Consider the following 16,960-nt stretch of genomic DNA (forward strand, 5'->3'; position numbering starts at 1 on the left):
CTTGGGCATCACCACCATATTCGAGGTACTGTTGGCCAACTGCTATCAATACCCATTCCACGATACAGTAATCGCGCGATTTACCGGTACCGGTACTGTACCCGCTGTGGAATCAGGCATTGATTTTGTTGGCCTCGGTACCCGTAATGCAGGAACCGGTTCCCAACCATCCGGGTAATCCATATTGTTCCTAAACTGGAATCTGGGGTTGTCCGGTGGTTCTAATACTATGATACGAGGAGGTAAGAAAATGAAAAGGATTTGCAGGCTCTTAAGTGTTTTACTGGTTTTAAGCCTCATACTGACAGCTGCTGGCTGCGGGGGTCAGAAAGAAAAACCTGCTGAGAACAAAGACAAGAAAAGTGGGGGTGCGGCAGAAACTATTAACCTGACCATTGCCAGCGGGCCGGCGGGAGGGACCTGGTACCCGCTAGGCGGGGCCGTAGCTAAGATAATTCAAAACAATATTCCCGGGGCGGTTGTATCGGTGCAGCAGGGCGGTGGTGAAGCAAACGCCCTGGGCGTGGACAAAGGCATGTATGATATAGGGATTACTTATTCGCATACGGCGGCAGAGGCCCTTGCCGGCAAAGAGAATTTTAAGGAACCGCTCAAAAACATAGCCGGGCTGGCGGGGCTTTACCCCTCGGCACTGCAGATGGTGGTGCGGGCCGATTCCGATATCAAACAAATTGAAGATTTAAAGGGCAAGCGTATTTCGCCTGGTCCCAAAGGGCTATCAGGTGAAACAATGACTAGGTTGGTGCTGCAGGTTCACGGGCTGAAGTTCGAGGATATGGCCAAAGTGGAGCGGGTTTCCTACAGCGACTCGGCCAGCCTGATGCAGGACAGGCAGATTGATATGTATTCCCCGATCACAACCTGGCCGGCCCCCTCTATTCAGGAGGTCGCCCAGGCGGGCGGAGTCAGGCTTTTACCCCTGAGGCCGGAAAAGTTTGAGGAGTTAAAGAAGCTCAACCCGGGCTACACTTATATCACCATAAAAGCCGGTACCTATAAAGGTATGGAAGAGGATACGCCCTGCCTGGGCAGCAACGCCATACTGATTATCAGGAAAGACATGCCCGAGGATCTGGCCTACAAGATAGCTAAAGCACTTTATGAAAACCTTGACGAGTTGAAAAGCGTTCACAAGAGCCTGGAATACATGACCAAGGACACCATAGCCAAGGACCTCGGCGTTCCGCTACACCCGGGTGTGGAAAAGTACTATAGGGAAGTAGGTATAATCAAGTAACTTTTTGTGAGTTGGTCCCGGTGCTACGCGATTAGTTGCTGGGGCCAACTTTCCTGAGAATAATCGTAAGGAGGTATTTGTTTTGCCCTCGATCTTGAATGACAGGACTGAAAAAAAACGGCAGTTTCCCTGGGAAAGGATAATCACTGCTGTTGCCGTTATGATGACACTTTTCCAGATATATACAACAATTTTCGGAATTTTCGAGTCTACTCTCCAGCGCTCTTTGCACCTGCTTTTTGCTATTGTCCTTTCCTTTATGATTTGCAGGGTTTCAAAAGCCAAAGACCCGAGGGTTCCATGGTACGATCTGATTTTTATAATCTTGGCCCTGGCCAGCTTCGGGTACGTGGTGGTCAATTCGGGAGATATCGCCAGCCGGTTGGCCTATGTGACACCCCTGACAGGTGTGGAGATGGTTGTGGGAGTTGTGGGCATTCTGGTTTTGTGGGAAGCGTCTAGAAGAATGCTAGGGCGGGCCTTCGCCATTATAATGGCCGCGTTTCTTCTTTATGCCCTGTTCGGGCAGCACCTGCCAGGCATGTTGCGGCACCGGGGATACGACCTGGGCTGGGTTATTGACCACGTATTTTATACTACGGAAGGGATCCTGGGCATTCCCCTGGGCGTGTCCGCTACCTACATTTTTATCTTTATCCTTTTCGCAACCTTCCTTGAGAAAACCGGTGCGGGTGATTTCTTCAACCAGGTTTCCCTAGCCCTCATGGGGAGGTTCAGGGGCGGCCCGGCAAAAACCGCCGTAGTGGCCAGTGGTTTCATGGGCATGCTGTCCGGCAGTGCCGTGGCCAATGTGGTTACCACCGGGGCCTTTACTATTCCCCTGATGAAAAAACTAGGTTACAAGCCTCATTTTGCGGGAGCGGTGGAAGCCTGCGCGTCGTCCGGAGGGCAGTTTGCCCCTCCCGTCATGGGCGCAGCCGCCTTCATCATAGCTGAATTTACCGGCATACCTTACATAAAGGTTGCCGCCGCCGCCGCCATTCCTGCCCTGATGTATTTTTTCAGCATTGGTCTTCAGGTTCACTTTAGGGCAATAAAAGAAGGAATCGAGGGGCTACCTAGGGACCAGTTGCCCAGCTTTACCAAGGAATTTGCCAAAGGTTTCCACTACGTATTGCCTTTAGTGGCTTTAGTTTATTTTTTAATCGCGGGTTACACCCCTCTTAAGGCCGGCCTGTACGCCATTGTCACGCTGATAATTGTAACTTTTGCACGCAACCCCAGGTTCATTAAACCGGTGGACTTTTTAAAAATATTCGAAGCTAGCGCCCGCACCATCCTGGAAGTGGCCATTGCCTGCGCCGCTGCCGGTGTGATCATTGGCATAATTTCGTTAACCGGACTGGGCCTGCGTTTGAGCACCCTGATCATGTCCCTGGCTGGCGGCAATTCATTCCTGGCACTTCTGTTTACAATGGTAACCGCCGTGATTTTGGGGATGGGTCTTCCCACTGTGGCTGCCTACATTATCCAGGCCGCCCTGTTGGTTCCGGCCCTAGTCCAGCTTGGCATTCCCCTTCTGGCGGCCCACCTGTTTGCCTTTTATTATGCAATTATTTCAGCGGTTACTCCGCCGGTGGCCCTGGCAGCTTATGCTGGCGCCGGCGTTGCCGGGGCCGATGTAAACAAGACCGCGTTAACGGCCTTTAAGCTAGCCCTGGCTGCCTTCATAGTACCTTTTATGTTTGCTTACGGGCCTGCCCTGATACTGATCGGCGAACCAATTGAGATAGTCAGTGCCGCCTGCACTGCCTTTGTGGGCATTTTTGCCCTGGCTGCGTCCATTGAGGGCTGGCTGGTTAAGAGGGCCAATCTACTGGAAAGGATTTTACTCTTTGCTGCTGCCCTTTGTTTAATTAAGCCCGGTATATCTACGGATACGGCTGGCATTGCATTAATCGTGCTGGCATTTATCCTGCAAAAATTCCGCAAAAGTGAGGTCAAAAATGAGGTTAAATCAAATTTACCTGGTGGTGTCTTCTAAATTATGAAGGTAAAAGTAAACGTCGAAAGACTTAGAGAATTTTGCCTTGCCCTCTTTTTAAAATTGGGAGTTGCAGAAGAGGCGGCCAATATCATTGTTGATGTTATTTTGGAAGCCGATTTGAGGGGGGTATCCAGCCACGGGCTGTTACGTCTGCCGATTTACGTGAAAAGAATGGAACTCGGGCTGATAAATAACCGGGCAGAACCCTCTGTGGTCAAGGAAACAGTAGCTACGGCCGTTATTGACGGGGACCACGGTATGGGACAGTATGTTGCCACCAGGGCCATGGAGATGGCTATTGCCAAAGCCGCACATACGGGGATAGGGGTCGTGGGGGTGCGGAACAGTACTCATTTTGGGGTGGCTGCTTATTACGCCCTTCTAGCCGTAAAAAAAGAACAGATAGGCATCGTTCTTTCCAATACCACCCCCCTGATGGCCCCCACCGGAGGGTCCAGGCGCCTGGTGGGCAACAACCCCCTGTGCATCGCCGTGCCGGCGTGGAACCATGTGCCTATAGTACTGGACATGGCTTGTAGCAATGTTGCCATAGGCAGGATACAACTAGCCGCAAAGGAAGGTAGGCAGATACCCCTTGGGTGGGGGTTGGACAGGGAGGGAGTGCCCACCACCGACCCGAAGGCGGTGTTGGACGGTGGGCTTTTAGAACCCATGGCGGGATACAAGGGCTACGGGCTGGCCCTGATGATTGACATTCTGGCCGGGGTATTAACCGGGTCCGGGTTTGGGGAAGAGGTCACCCCGTTGTACTTTGACTTTGTCAACAAGCAGAGGACGGGTCATTTCCTGATGGCTATTAACATCGGTCATTTTATAAATAAGGATCTGTTTTACAGTCGTTTAGGCCGGCTCATTGAATCGGTCAAGAACTCTCCCCGGGCTCCGGAGGTGAAAGAGATTTTTCTTCCCGGCGAAATTGAGGAGAAGAAAAGGCAGAAAAACTTGCTGGAGGGTTTGACCCTGCCCCGGGTATTCATAGGTGAGCTGTCGTTACTGGCGGACAAATTTGGTTTGAGGGATTTGTTTGAAAGGGTTATGAAAACCAATCAAGTTACTATTTAAAAGCAAGCAGCGGGGAGGGGTAACAAATAAATGGTAGACTTGGATTTGCTCCAGACGGGCAACGTTTGGAAATATATAGGTATGGAAATTATTAGGAATGCGGAGGGGCAACCCGGAGTTCACGTCAGGAATTCGGAAAGTCTCAAGCAGATTTATGGCAGTGTTCACGGCGGGATCATTGCCACGGCGGTTGATGCGGCGGTAGCAGTGGCTGTCAACAGCGCCATTGGTAAAGACTACGGGGCGGCAACGGTGGAATTAAAGGTAAATTTTTTGTACCCTGTTGTTGATTCCGATATATTTGCATTTGCCAGATTAGTTAAAGAAGGAAATTTAATGGTTGGCACCGCTGAAGTGTTTGACAACCAGGGTCAACTGGTGGCTATTGGTACTGCCACTTATAAGGTGAGGCCCCTGCAGGCAAGTAATGGAAACAAATAGGCAGGAAAAGTCCCGGTTTATCTTTTCCGGTCTGCCCATAGGCAGAATGGCGGATGGCCTTCGGGGTTACTCAGTTTTTTTATGCGGCCTCTCCTATTTGGCTATGGCCTTCAAGGGACCAGTCCGATTAGAAGGGCTGGTCACGGTTATCACTGTTCTTACCTTGCTTCAGTGCCTACCCGCCATAAGTGGCATTACTCGTTTTGCCTGCGCCGGCTTGTTCGGGCTTGGGTCGATATTATTGTTCGCAAGTGGCGCCGATGTCGCTACCTGGTGCAGCGCCGTCACGCAAAACGGTAAAATACTGACTCTCATGATGTTTGTGCCTATGCTTAGCATTCCATTCACTTTTCCGCGCTACCGGCGGTCCCTGGAACATGTGCTGCAAGGGGTGGTGCGGAGCGACGGAGGATTGTATTTGCTAACCCACCTCACGTCTCACCTCATCGGTGTGATTGTCAATATTGCCTGTGTTTCTATAACTTATTACATATTGAAAACGGGCATTGCCGGCAGAAATCTTGATATGCTGGCCAGAGCAACGGCCCGTGGATATACCACTACCTGCTTCTGGTCACCCAATTCAGGGGCGCTGGGTCTGGTTCTGGGTTATTGGGGCGGAAACCTGGTGGACGTTATCCCTGTGGGGCTGCCGCTGGCAGCTGTGGCCCTGGCGCTGGGCTGGGTTGAAAACAGGTTGTGGGGTATGAGGGAGGAGGAGTATGGTAAGGCTGTTTCTCCGGGCAATTCCGGCGCAGCAAAGCATGCCGGGAGCTCCGAGGTATACAGGGATTTTTGCTGGCTTGTTATTGCGGTGATCCTGCTCCTATGCCTTGTAGTTTTTTTGGACTGGGCTACACCTCTGGGCATCCTTACCATAGTTCCCCTGATGTCACTGATCTATCCCTTTATCTGGGCGGTGTTAGCCGGGGAAACCAGGACCCAGTGGATTCACTTCAAAAATTTTCTCAGCAGCGGCTTGCCCAGGATGTCCAACGAAGTGGTAATCTTTCTGGGTGCAGGCTTTTTTGCGGTTGCCGCGGGCAAATCCGGCGCAGTTCAATACCTGACCCGGATTTTTTCCGGTGTCTCAGACAGCCCCGTTCTTTTAACCGCCGTAATAATCCTCATAGTGGTGGGGCTTTCTCTGGTGGGGTTTCACCCCGTACTGACTACCACCAGCATTGTCGCGTCTTTTACTCCCCAGTCACTGGGGTTGCCCGCCGCCCTTTTATCGGTGGTGGTGGTTACAGGCTGGGGGCTGGCTGTAACCTGTTCGCCCTTTTCCGCATGCAGCTTGAGCCTTTCCAACATGACGGGCAACGACCCATTTACTGTAGGCGTCAGGTGGCAGTTAAGGTTTACCCTTTTGCTGTTCCTGGTCGCCCTGGTATATTTTCATTTTGTACTCCTGGCTTTTTTTTAAGCGAACTCAGTAACAACGTGATAAACCAAATAGTTGAGGGGGTAGGGTAGTATGAAGCGAAAGGTAATTATTACGGTTGCACCGGTGGGCAGCGTTCCCACCAAGAAGGATAATCCCCACACTCCCATCACGCCTTCGGAAATTGCGAGGGATGTTGTGGCGTGTTATCACCTTGGAGCTTCGGTGGCTCACATACACGCCCGGGACGACAGCGGAAAGCCCACTGCGGACGTCAACCGTTACAGGGAAATTAAAGAGCTGATTGAAAAGGAATGCGACATTATCATCCAGCTATCCACGGGAGCCAGGACGGGAAACCATTTTGAGCGGGGCGCATGCATCGATCTGAGGCCGGAAATGGCCAGCCTTACCACCGGGTCGTCCAACTTTTCCAACGGCGTCAACCTCAACCCTCCCGACCTGATCGAATACCTGGCCCAGAAGATGTACGAAAATGGTGTGGTACCTGAAATTGAGGTTTTTGACATTTCCATGGTGGATAATGCCAGGTTTTTGCTGAAAAAGGGGGTTTTAAGACCTCCCTTAAATTTTAACCTCGTTTTTAACGTTCCCGGTTCCATGTCTGGGACTCCCAAAAACCTGCTTCACATGGTGGAGATTTTACCTGAGAAGAGTACTTTTTCAGTGACGGCCATTGGCAGGGTGCAGACCGACCTGATAACCATGGCGGTAATTCTTGGGGGTAACATCAGGGTAGGGCTGGAAGACAATCTGTTTTATTCATACGAGGACAAAATGTTTGGAACCAACATGATGTTTGTTGAAAGGGCGGTAAGGATAATAAAGGAGCTGGGCAGAGAAGTTGCTCGGCCGGACGAGGCAAGGGAGATTTTACAGTTAGGCCGGAGATAAGGCCAACTATATTTTAAGTGAGGTTGAGCTAGACAGTGAAAGCCCTTGTTAAAAAGTCAACGAAGCAGTATGATATCGAGCTGACTGATTTACAGATTCCTTCTCTGAAGGATGACGAGGTACTCATCAAAGTCACCGCCAGCAGCATATGTGGTAGCGACTTGCACATGTACCTGGGTCATGAGGGATATAGATGGATTAATTACCCCGTGGTACTGGGCCATGAGGTTGTCGGTGTGGTGGAGGCGGCGGGATCTGGTGTGGAACCGGATATAGTGGGGAAAAGGGTGGTTATCAACCCCTACATACCATGCAATGCCTGCGACAACTGCCTTAAGGGGGAAGAAAACATCTGCCAGGCCGGACCGCGCACCCTGACAGCCCCGCCCCTGTCTCTGCAGTTTGGTTTCAGAAGAAACGGCGGTATGGCGGAGTACATGGTTGTCCCTCGGGACAACGCCCTGCCGCTGGGTAATAAAATCTCAGATGAGGTGGCAGCAATTTTGGAATCGGTGGCAGTTGGTGTGCATGCCGTAAACAAGATCGGCGACGTTAAAAACAAGAACATCGTAATTTTTGGCCCAGGGCCCATAGGTTTGGGGATAGCGGTGATCTGTAAGGGGTTGGGATCCGGTAAAACCTTGGTGGCGGGGCTTCCTGACGATGAAGAAAGACTGCAAATAGTGAAGAAAATAAAAGCCATTCCGGTAAGAGTAGATCCTGCTGATTTTTCAGCCTTGGCCGGGCATCTTCAGGATAGGCCCGCGGACGTAGTTTTTGACTGCTCCGGTCATCCGTCAGTGCCGGAAAAGGCCATATACCTGGTAAAAAAAGGCGGAAAAGTCATTCTGGTGGGAATATCTACGGGCAGGTTTTCATTGCCCATGGATTGCATGGTACGGGGAGAAATCGGCCTAAAGGGTACCTATGGGACCAGTAAGAAATCTTTTTTGCAGGCTATAGAGTATGCTGGTCTGCCGCAATTCCCTTTTGAACATATTGTCACCGACAGGTTTAGACTGGCAGAGGCCGTAGCTGCTTTTGATCTTGCAAGTAATAAAAAAAGGGGTAAAATATTGCTTTATCCTTAGAAATAGTATTTGTTTTAGAAGGGGACTGAACTGGAGTTTAAGAATCGCAGCAAAGTGAAGCGGTTAAAGAAAATTAAAGAAAATTAAAGAAAATGATTTCTATAAGGGGGCTTATCTTTGAATACTGACTACAAGTCGCTTTTTAACCTGGCCGGTAAGATAGCGCTTATAACAGGGGCAGCCGGTTCCATAGGTCGGGAGTTCGCTGCCGCCCTAGCCCAGAACGGCGTAAGCCTAGCGCTGCTGGATGTCAGGCAGGAAAAGCTGGAAATGCTTAAAAGAGAATTGTCGGGATACCAAGTAAGGGTAGAGATCTTCCCCTGCAACCTCAAAAATACCCGGGAAATAAAAGAATCGGTGGCAAAAGTGGTGGAAAGTTTCGGGAGAATTGATATTTTACTTAACCACGCCGGGTTGAATATCAGAAAACCGGCCCTGGAATATTCCGAGGAAGACTGGCACAGTATCGTTGATGTCAACGCCAAGGGGGCTTTTTTTATGGCTCAGCAGGTGGGCAGATATATGGTTGAGCAGAAAAGGGGCAAGATAATTAACACTGCTTCGGTATCCTCCGTACGCGGGCACCCTAACCTGTGCATATATGCTATGACCAAGGGGGCCGTCGCTCAGATGACAAAAGTACTGGCCAATGAATGGGCCCGCTACAACATCAATGTTAACGCTATTGCCCCTGGATACATAGTTACCGAGCAAACGGAAGAATACTTGAAGGACGAAAAAGTCTATGCCGGTATACTATCAAAAATCCCTATGGGGAGAATTGGCAGGCCCGTAGATTTGGTGGGGACGATGCTGTTTTTGTCCTCGCCGGCCTCGGATTACCTCACCGGCCAGACTATTCTGATAGACGGCGGGAGAACCATTGACTGAACCGGAACATACCTGTCCTTTGATAATTCTATTATTACCTTTCTATTTTCTATTTACAGAAGATATTGACACAATATAATGACTGTTAGTATAATTGTTCCACAAAGGAAAAGCAATTCCCTTGACGGAACACATCAATGTACAGGTCTTCAGTGAGAGGTCATAGCTGGAACCAGGAGCAAATAAAAAATGCAAAAGGATGTAAAAGGAGAGGAGTATTATGGCTGGAGCGTTGGAAGGTATCCGGGTTTTAGAACTGTCGAGAACGTTGGCCGGTCCTTTCTGCAGCATGTTGCTGGCTGACATGGGTGCCCAGGTGATTAAGGTGGAGCAGCCTGGTGTCGGTGATGAGACAAGGGGCTATAAACCGCCCGAATGGGGTGGAGAAAGTTGCTATTATCTTAGCCTGAACCGCAATAAGAAAGGGATCACGTTAAATCTGAAGACCGAAGAAGGCAGGCAAATTGTTAAACAACTGGTTAGCCAGGTGGACGTTTTAATTGAAAACTTCCGTACCGGGACTATGGAGAAATTCGGGTTGGGTTACGACGTTCTGAAAGAAATCAACCCGCGCCTGGTCTATTGCGCCGTAAGCGGTTTTGGCCGTACCGGACCTATGAAGGATGAGCCGGCTTACGATTTGTTGATGCAGGCCTTTGGAGGGCTTATGAGTGTGACCGGTGAACCGGGCCGGCCTCCCGTGAAAGTCGGCTTTTCAGTGGTTGATTTGACCACCGGGCTCTATGCAGCCCTGGGTGTACTGCTGGCGTTGCTGGCCAGGGAAAAAACGGGCCGGGGCCAGTATGTAGAAGCTTCCCTGCTGCAGGCCATAGTGTCGCTGCAAACCTACCTGGCCCAGGGGGTGCTGGCCACCGGCAAGATTCCCGGTCGTTTGGGTTCGGCCCATCCCAACGTGGCACCTTATCAGGTATTTGAAACGCAGGACGGGTACATAATCATTGCCGTACCCAACGACTGGTTATGGAAGAAAATGTGCGATGCACTGGGTCTCGACCACTTAAAAGAACACCCGAAATTCGCGATTAATGCAGACAGGGTAAAGAACCGGGAAGAACTGGTTGCCCTGATGACTGATTACACCAGGACCAAAACTTCCGCGGAAATCCTGGCCAAATTAAAGGAAGCAGGTGTTCCTTCCGGTCCGATTTACAACATTGCCGAGGTATTATCCCACCCGCAAGTGGTTCACCTGGGTATGATTCAGGAAGTGCCACATCCAACCATCGGTACGATGAAAGTGCTGGGGATTCCCATTATAATGTCGGAAACACCGGGTTCAGTGCGCATGGCCCCGCCGCTGCTGGGACAGCATACCGTGGAAGTGCTTTCCGGCCTGGGATACAGTGAGGAAGACATAAACGAGCTGAAAGAAAAGGGAATAATTTAAGTTGCCGGTCCAAATAAAAAGCCGTGGGAGGAGTAATGATGGATTTTAATATTAACGACGAATTAAGACTGATGGTGGAAACGGTAAAGGATTTTGTGGACAATGAAGTAGATCCTGTCAGCCAGCGTATTGACGAAGAGGATCGCATTCCGGAAGAGATCATCGAAAAGGCAAAGGAAATGGGCCTGTTTGGTCTCAGCATACCCGAAGAATACGGCGGCGTGGGTAGCATCGGCATGCTGGGAAAGTGCCTCATTTATGAACAACTGGGACGCACCTGCAACGGTTTTACCACTCTTATCGGTGCTCACACAGGAATAGGTACGGTGGGTATAGTGGAGCTGGGCACTGAAGAGCAAAAGAAAAAGTATCTTCCGGATCTCGCCTCCGGCAATCGCCTTGGTGCCTTCGCCCTTACCGAACCCGATGCCGGCTCGGATGCGGCAAACATAAAAACGACGGCGGTTCGCAAGGGAGATAAATACATCCTCAACGGCACCAAGCACTTTATTACCAACGCTCCCGAGGCGGACATTTTTACCGTAATGGCTGTTACCGACAAATCCAAGGGACCCAAAGGAATCACCTCTTTTATTGTGGAGAAAGACTTCCCGGGCTTCCGGATCGGTACCATCGAACGCAAGATGGGCCTGCGGGGATCCCATACTGCGGAGGTCATTTTGGAGGACTGCGAGGTGCCGGTGGAAAATGTGCTGGGCCAGGAAGGCCAGGGGTATGTCAATGCCTTAAAAATCCTGGCCAACGGACGTGCCGGTTTGGCCGCGCGCAACCTGGGCTCCATGCAAAAACTGCTGGAACTGTGTGTTCAATATGCCCAGCAAAGGGTACAGTTTGGCAAGCCCATCGCATCCTTCCAGGCGGTGCAACATATGCTGGCAGATATGGCTGTCGATATTGAAACTACCAGGTGGTTCACATATCGAGTTGCCTGGATGGTTGACCAGGGCATGAAAGTGATCAAGGAAGCCGCGGCTGTAAAATATTTTGCTTCCGAGGCCTACTGCCGGGTGGCCGACAAGGCCGTGCAGATTTTTGGCGGGATGGGATACATGAAGGATTTCCCCATTGAGCGGTACTACCGTGACGCCAGAATTACCAGAATCTACGAGGGTACCTCGGAGATCCAAAAGAACATTATCGCAAGCCAGCTGTTGAAGGAATATGCACTGGCCTAGACCGGCCAGACAATCAGCATGTTTAGAGAGATTATTTCCGGGGAGGAGAACAATAATGATAGTTCGAAAGGTTGCCGTGATCGGTGCCGGTACCATGGGAAGGGGAATAGCCCATGTCTGTGCTCTGGGCGGCTTTCAGGTTAACATGCAGGATGTAAGCAGCGAGTATCTGGAAAAGTCATTGAAGATCATTGAGGACAACATGCAAAAAGGGGTGGAACGGGGCAAGGTCAAGCCGGAAGATAAAGAGGCCGCCCTGGCCCGCATCAGCTGTTTTACCGATTTGAAAGAAGCGGCTCAGGATGTGGATCTGGTTATTGAGGCCGTCCCGGAAGATATGAAATTGAAGCAGGACGTTTTCGCCAAGCTTGATGAATACTGCCCCACTCATACCATCCTTGCGACCAATACTTCCTCCATGAGCATTACCGAGATTGCCGCTGCCACAAAAAGACCGGAAAAAGTGATTGGCCTGCATTTCTTCAATCCCGTACACATAATGAAACTGGTCGAAATTATTTGCGGGCTGGAAACATCGGAGGAGACCTACGCAATCTCCGCAGAAGCCTGTAAACAAATGGGCAAGGAGACCGTGAAAATCAACGAGTTTCCGGGCTTTGTGACCACCCGGATCAATGCGCTCATTGGGAACGAGGCCTTTTTAATGCTTCAGGAAGGTCTGGGTACACCGGAGGACATTGACAAAGCCCTCAAGCTTGGTCTGAACCATCCCATGGGCCCCTTTGAGATGGTCGATCTGGTAGGGCTGGATACCAGGTTAAAAATACTGGAATACCTGCATAAAACTCTGGGCGAGAAGTACCGCCCCGCCCCGCTGCTGGTTAAGTACGTTCAGGCGGGCAGACTGGGACGCAAGGTAGGTAAAGGCGTTTATGATTATACCGGGAAGTAGGTGGAGGACATAATGGGTTTCAAAAACCTTATCCTGGAAAAGGAAGAAGGCATTGCCGTGGCCACGGTCAACCGCCCGGAGGTTCGCAATGCCTTAAACCGGGAAACCTGGCAGGAGATCAACTCGTTGATTGACCAGGTGGAAAAAGATGAGGAAATACAGGTACTGATTTTCACCGGGGCGGGGGATAAAGCCTTTGTGGCCGGTGCAGATGTGGCTTCCCTGAAAGAAAGAACCATGCTGGAAACCTTTGTAAACGAGAACCAGGCCATTTTAAACCGCCTGGCCAACATGGAGAAGGTTACCATTGCAGCCATTAATGGCTACGCCCTGGGAGGCGGCTGTGAACTGGCCCTGGCCTGTGACCTGCGCGTGGCCGCTGAAAACGCCAGGCTCGGCCAGCCGGAACTGAACCTGGGCATTTTGCCCGGAGCAGGCGGCACCCAGCGCCTGGCCCGACTGGTAGGTATTGGTAATGCCAAGGAATTGATTCTAACCGGTGAAATCATTGATGCCGCCGAAGCCTACCGGATTGGGCTGGTTAACAAAGTAGTGCCCGCCGGTGAGGCAGTGCGGGCAGCCAAGGAAATGGCCCAGAAGATAATGGCGAAAGGACCTCTCGCCGTTCGTTTTGCCAAGGCAGTGATCAACTGGGGCAGCAATGTCAGCCTTGAATCCGGCTTAATCATGGAAAGGCTGGCTCAAACAATACTGTTTGGAACAGAGGATCATTTGGAAGGGTTGACTGCTTTTTTGGAAAAGAGACGCCCGGTTTATAAAGGAAGGTAAAAACAGGTGGCAATTCCTTAAAGCGGGGGAATGAGCGATGAGAAGAGTGGCCATTGTCGGCGCCGGGCAGACGCCTTACGGCGAATTCCCCACCCTGGGGGTGAAGGAACTTTTTGCCTGGGCCTTTAAAGACATGCTACATAGTGTGGACAAGGGAATAGATCCCAGAGAAATTCAACTGGCCTATATCGGGTCCCTGAGCGCAGGGAGCGGGTTTCAACTGGGACAACTTGCCGCTCTTTTGATGGGGCATGTGGGGTTGCCTCACGTTCCGGCCATCAGGGTGGAAAATGCCTGTGCGTCCGGTGGTTTTGCCCTGTACAGCGCCATTTGCGCGGTGGCTTCCGGCAAGTGTGATATCGCACTGGCCGGAGGGATAGAAAAGATGCGGGATGTTTCCTCCACCAAGACGAAATACTGGTTGGGTATTTCCGGAGACACCGAATTTGAAAGGATGGCCGGGTTGACCTTTGCCGGCATCTATGCCCTGGTGGCCAGCAGGTACATGCACGAATTTGGCTTAACCCGGGAGCAGCTGGCCAAGGTGGCCGTGAAAAACCACAGACACGGGGCCATGAACCCCAAGGCGCAGTTCCGGCGGGAAATTACCCTGGAAATGGCCATGGCAGGGGCACCGGTGGCCTATCCCCTGAATATCTGGGATTGTTGTCCCACCACTGACGGGGCTGCGGTGGTCCTGCTGTGCAGCGAGGAGCGGGCAAGGGAATTCACCGATCACCCCGTTTATATTATTGGCTATGGTGCCGGTACCGACTACCTGGCCGTGCAGGACAGGGATTGCATCACCAGTTTCAAGGCCGCCCGCATGGCCGCCCAGGAGGCATACAAGCAGGCCGGAGTAAAACCGGAGGACATTGACTTTGCGGAAGTGCACGACTGCTTCACCATCGCGGAAGTGGTGGCCTACTATGACCTGGGATTCTGCGAAAAGGGAGAAGCCGGCCGTCTCCTTGATGAAGAGGCTACCTCCCTGGGCGGACGTATCCCCGTCAATGTGAGCGGCGGGTTGAAGAGTAAAGGCCACCCCATTGGGGCTACCGGTTGCGGGCAGGCCTATGAAGTATTTAACCAGTTGCGCGGGCAGGCTAAAAACCCGGAGCGGCAGATAAAGAACGCCGAAATTGGCCTTTCCCACAACGTGGGCGGGTCTGGTGGTACGGCGACGGTATTCATTTACAGGCGGGAGGGGTAGCAAGATGGCAGTGGGGATAGTCGGTTATGGCGCATACCTGCCCCGGTTAAGAATAACCAAAAAGGAATACCAGCAGGCCTGGGGTAACTGTGCCGCCGGCATTAAAGAAAAAACCGTCATGGATTTTGACGAAGATGCGTTAACCATGGGCGTTGAGGCGGCCAAAGAGGCCCTGAAATGCGGCATAAACCCCGAAGAGATTGAAATACTATGCTGGGCTTCCACTAATCCTCCCTACCAGGAAAAGATGGTATCGGGAGCCGCTGCGGTTATGCTCGGCCTGAGGGAGGATGTAATAGCTACCGAACACGGCCAGTCCATCAGGGCGGGCAGTGAGGCTTTATTGACGGCCTGGGCTTTTCTCAGTGCCGGCAGCGGCCGGAACGCCCTGGTGATTGCCGCCGATGCGCCGCGGGCTTGCCCCCGGGAAAGCATTGAACATGGTCTTGGTGCCGGTGGTGTAGCCTATATTTTGGGTACGGAAAATCTCATTGCTGAGATAGACGGCTTCAATTCTTTCGTCAGTGAAATGCTGGGGGAGCGCTTCCGCCCTGCAGGCGACAACAACCTCAGAGATATAGGTGTACGGGCTTTTACGTTCGCATCCTACAACCAGCTGGTCACCCGGGCGGTCCAAAGCCTGATGGAGAAGCTGGGTAGGAAGCCTTCTGATTACACTTACCTGGTTATTCAAGAGATCGATGGCCGCAGTGCGAAGAGTGTGGCCAAAAAACTGGGGTTTGACGAGGAGCAACTGGCTCCCGGCCTGCTTTACGAGCAAACCGGCGACACGGGTGCTTCCTCTGCCCTGTTGAGCCTGGCTGCTGTCCTGAACCAGTCCAAACCCGGGGAAAAAATTTTACTGGCGGCATATGGATCTGGGGCGGGAAGTATGGCCGTTAGCTTAACAGTGACCGGTATGTCCTTAAAGGAAGGGAGAAATACGGTTAGAAAGCAGTTGGATGCAAATAAAACCTACCTTGGTTACACCCAGTACCTGCAGGTTAAAAGATACATCTAGCGAGGTGATTTACCAGTGGGAGCCCATATATCCATACCCATGTACCAGCGGGCGATCAAGCAGCGCTACCGCCTGGTGGGCCTGAAGTGTCTGAAGTGCGGCAAAATAAATTTCCCGCCCAAAGCAGGATGCAAGTATTGCGGTAATTTCGATCAATTTGTAGAAGCACAGCTAAGCGGCAAGGGCAAGGTTTATTCATATACCATTATTGCCGGTGCCGGGGCGCCACCGGAATTCAGTGAAGAAGCGGCCTACCGCCAATCCTACCCGGTGGTGCTGGTGGAACTGGATGAAGGGCCCCGCATTGTGGCCCAGCTAGTGGATGTGGAAAAGGATCAAGTAGAAATTGGCATGCCGGTGGAACTGGTCATCAGAAGAATATACACGGAAGAAGATGTGATCAGGTATGGTTACAAGTTCCGGCCCCAAAAAAATTAATTCATGAAGAAAAGGCAGAGGTGTTGAATGCCATACCTTATATATAACGACCTAAAAATTTACTACCAGGAGACAACGGGCCGAGAACCGCTGATGATATTTGTTCATGGTGCGGGAGGTTCCAGCCGGCGATGGTCCGCTCAGCTGGAAGCCCTCAAAGGTTTATACCGGGCGGTAGCCCTGGATTTACCCGGACACGGACGATCCGGGGGGAAGCCTCTTGCCTCCATTACCGAGTACGCCGAGTTAGTTGCTGGTTTTATCGATGCTTTACACAGCAGGAAATTCGTTCTGGCCGGGCACTCCATGGGCGGCGCCATTGCCCTGGAGTTTGCCCTGTGCCATGCGGAAAAATTGCAGGGGCTCATACTGGTAGGCACGGGAGCACGGCTGAGGGTGAATCCGCAGGTTCTGGAGACCCTGGCCGGGGGTGAATTGCCGCTGCACAATATAAACAACCTCTTTGGTTCTGCCGTTCCGCAGAGCCTGGTGCAAAGCTTCAGGCGAGAAATGGAAGGGCTTCCCTCCGCGCTGTACCTGGCGGATTATCAGGCCTGTGACAGTTTTGACCGGATGAGTGACATTCAGAAAATCAAAGTTCCCACCCTGATCATTGTTGGGGATGAAGACAAAATGACGCCGGTTAAATATGCCCAATACTTAAACAATCAAATAGCAAATTCCCGGCTAAAAATTATTTACGGTGCCGGGCATATGACTATGTTGGAAAAACCCGGAGAAGTAAACGAAGCAATAATTGACTTTTTAAATATGATACGGGCAAACTGAGTGGCGGTACCTTTCTGAAAGCTTTAGCGGGAGAAGGTGTTTATTAAGATGAAGGTAGTAGTATTCACCAAACAAACCTTTGACACGGAAGCCAAAATCACCCTCGACGCGCAGGGCAAAAT

16 protein-coding genes are annotated in these 16,960 nt (G+C 51.4%); all 16 read left to right on the forward strand.

Annotated features, from left to right (window positions below; translation table 11 throughout):
• Positions 1–250: 250 nt before the first annotated feature.
• The 16 genes from D7024_RS14415 to D7024_RS14490 all read left to right on the forward strand — a co-directional run bounded on the left by D7024_RS14415 (position 251) and on the right by D7024_RS14490 (position 16,838).
• Positions 251–1,258, forward strand: coding sequence for a TAXI family TRAP transporter solute-binding subunit (locus D7024_RS14415; RefSeq protein ID WP_165859425.1), 1,008 nt, complete (start codon positions 251–253; stop codon positions 1,256–1,258).
• An 82-nt stretch (positions 1,259–1,340) separates the two neighbouring features.
• Positions 1,341–3,263 carry a TRAP transporter permease gene (locus D7024_RS14420; protein ID WP_207666973.1) on the forward strand — a complete coding sequence of 641 codons (1,923 nt, stop codon included), beginning with the start codon at positions 1,341–1,343 and terminating at the stop codon, positions 3,261–3,263.
• A 3-nt stretch (positions 3,264–3,266) separates the two neighbouring features.
• Positions 3,267–4,349 (forward strand): Ldh family oxidoreductase, encoded by a 1,083-nt coding sequence (locus D7024_RS14425; RefSeq protein ID WP_121452615.1) that lies wholly within the window; start codon positions 3,267–3,269, stop codon positions 4,347–4,349.
• 30 nt (positions 4,350–4,379) lie between these two features.
• The gene (locus D7024_RS14430) at positions 4,380–4,790 is read left to right on the forward strand and encodes a PaaI family thioesterase (protein ID WP_121452616.1); all 411 of its coding nucleotides are present in this window, start codon (positions 4,380–4,382) and stop codon (positions 4,788–4,790) included.
• Positions 4,791–5,118: 328 nt separating this feature from the next.
• The gene (locus tag D7024_RS14435) at positions 5,119–6,216 is read left to right on the forward strand and encodes a hypothetical protein (RefSeq protein ID WP_165859426.1); all 1,098 of its coding nucleotides are present in this window, start codon (positions 5,119–5,121) and stop codon (positions 6,214–6,216) included.
• A gap of 51 nt (positions 6,217–6,267) precedes the next feature.
• On the forward strand, positions 6,268–7,089 hold the full coding sequence (locus D7024_RS14440) for a beta-keto acid cleavage family enzyme (RefSeq protein ID WP_121452618.1): 822 nt from the start codon (positions 6,268–6,270) through the stop codon (positions 7,087–7,089).
• 35 nt (positions 7,090–7,124) lie between these two features.
• Positions 7,125–8,180 (forward strand): zinc-dependent alcohol dehydrogenase, encoded by a 1,056-nt coding sequence (locus D7024_RS14445; RefSeq protein ID WP_121452619.1) that lies wholly within the window; start codon positions 7,125–7,127, stop codon positions 8,178–8,180.
• Positions 8,181–8,297: 117 nt separating this feature from the next.
• Positions 8,298–9,071, forward strand: a complete 774-nt coding sequence (locus D7024_RS14450) for an SDR family NAD(P)-dependent oxidoreductase (RefSeq protein ID WP_121452620.1) — start codon at positions 8,298–8,300, stop codon at positions 9,069–9,071.
• A gap of 220 nt (positions 9,072–9,291) precedes the next feature.
• Positions 9,292–10,479, forward strand: coding sequence for a CaiB/BaiF CoA transferase family protein (locus D7024_RS14455; RefSeq protein ID WP_121452621.1), 1,188 nt, complete (start codon positions 9,292–9,294; stop codon positions 10,477–10,479).
• Between the two features lie 38 nt (positions 10,480–10,517).
• Positions 10,518–11,675: an acyl-CoA dehydrogenase family protein gene (locus tag D7024_RS14460; RefSeq protein ID WP_121452622.1), complete on the forward strand. Its 1,158-nt coding sequence runs from the start codon at positions 10,518–10,520 to the stop codon at positions 11,673–11,675.
• A gap of 55 nt (positions 11,676–11,730) precedes the next feature.
• Positions 11,731–12,588 (forward strand): 3-hydroxyacyl-CoA dehydrogenase, encoded by an 858-nt coding sequence (locus D7024_RS14465; protein ID WP_207543895.1) that lies wholly within the window; start codon positions 11,731–11,733, stop codon positions 12,586–12,588.
• A gap of 12 nt (positions 12,589–12,600) precedes the next feature.
• Positions 12,601–13,377, forward strand: coding sequence for an enoyl-CoA hydratase/isomerase family protein (locus D7024_RS14470; RefSeq protein WP_121452623.1), 777 nt, complete (start codon positions 12,601–12,603; stop codon positions 13,375–13,377).
• A 37-nt stretch (positions 13,378–13,414) separates the two neighbouring features.
• Complete coding sequence (locus tag D7024_RS14475) at positions 13,415–14,590, forward strand: thiolase domain-containing protein (RefSeq protein WP_121452624.1); 1,176 nt, start codon at positions 13,415–13,417, stop codon at positions 14,588–14,590.
• Positions 14,591–14,594: 4 nt separating this feature from the next.
• Positions 14,595–15,611, forward strand: coding sequence for a hydroxymethylglutaryl-CoA synthase (locus D7024_RS14480; protein ID WP_121452625.1), 1,017 nt, complete (start codon positions 14,595–14,597; stop codon positions 15,609–15,611).
• A 15-nt stretch (positions 15,612–15,626) separates the two neighbouring features.
• A complete protein-coding gene (locus D7024_RS14485; RefSeq protein WP_121452626.1) occupies positions 15,627–16,049 on the forward strand; it encodes a Zn-ribbon domain-containing OB-fold protein in 423 nt (140 codons plus the stop codon).
• A gap of 93 nt (positions 16,050–16,142) precedes the next feature.
• Positions 16,143–16,838 carry an alpha/beta fold hydrolase gene (locus D7024_RS14490; protein ID WP_243113866.1) on the forward strand — a complete coding sequence of 232 codons (696 nt, stop codon included), beginning with the start codon at positions 16,143–16,145 and terminating at the stop codon, positions 16,836–16,838.
• Positions 16,839–16,960 lie beyond the last annotated feature (122 nt).

Origin of the sequence: Desulfofundulus salinus (assembly GCF_003627965.1) — a bacterium.
Taxonomy (GTDB): Bacteria; Bacillota; Desulfotomaculia; order Desulfotomaculales; family Desulfovirgulaceae; genus Desulfofundulus; species Desulfofundulus salinus.

Excerpts from the sequence above, each read along its gene's own strand:
- D7024_RS14490 (WP_243113866.1), top strand. The coding sequence starts at position 16,143 with ATGATATTTGTTCATGGTGCGGGAGGTTCCAGCCGGCGATGGTCCGCT.
- D7024_RS14465 (WP_207543895.1), top strand. The coding sequence starts at position 11,731 with ATGATAGTTCGAAAGGTTGCCGTGATCGGTGCCGGTACCATGGGAAGG.
- D7024_RS14460 (WP_121452622.1), top strand. The coding sequence starts at position 10,518 with ATGGATTTTAATATTAACGACGAATTAAGACTGATGGTGGAAACGGTA.
- D7024_RS14455 (WP_121452621.1), top strand. The coding sequence starts at position 9,292 with ATGGCTGGAGCGTTGGAAGGTATCCGGGTTTTAGAACTGTCGAGAACG.
- D7024_RS14430 (WP_121452616.1), top strand. The coding sequence starts at position 4,380 with ATGGTAGACTTGGATTTGCTCCAGACGGGCAACGTTTGGAAATATATA.
- D7024_RS14440 (WP_121452618.1), top strand. The coding sequence starts at position 6,268 with ATGAAGCGAAAGGTAATTATTACGGTTGCACCGGTGGGCAGCGTTCCC.
- D7024_RS14470 (WP_121452623.1), top strand. The coding sequence starts at position 12,601 with ATGGGTTTCAAAAACCTTATCCTGGAAAAGGAAGAAGGCATTGCCGTG.
- D7024_RS14425 (WP_121452615.1), top strand. The coding sequence starts at position 3,267 with ATGAAGGTAAAAGTAAACGTCGAAAGACTTAGAGAATTTTGCCTTGCC.
- D7024_RS14415 (WP_165859425.1), top strand. The coding sequence starts at position 251 with ATGAAAAGGATTTGCAGGCTCTTAAGTGTTTTACTGGTTTTAAGCCTC.
- D7024_RS14475 (WP_121452624.1), top strand. The coding sequence starts at position 13,415 with ATGAGAAGAGTGGCCATTGTCGGCGCCGGGCAGACGCCTTACGGCGAA.
- D7024_RS14480 (WP_121452625.1), top strand. The coding sequence starts at position 14,595 with ATGGCAGTGGGGATAGTCGGTTATGGCGCATACCTGCCCCGGTTAAGA.
- D7024_RS14435 (WP_165859426.1), top strand. The coding sequence starts at position 5,119 with ATGCTTAGCATTCCATTCACTTTTCCGCGCTACCGGCGGTCCCTGGAA.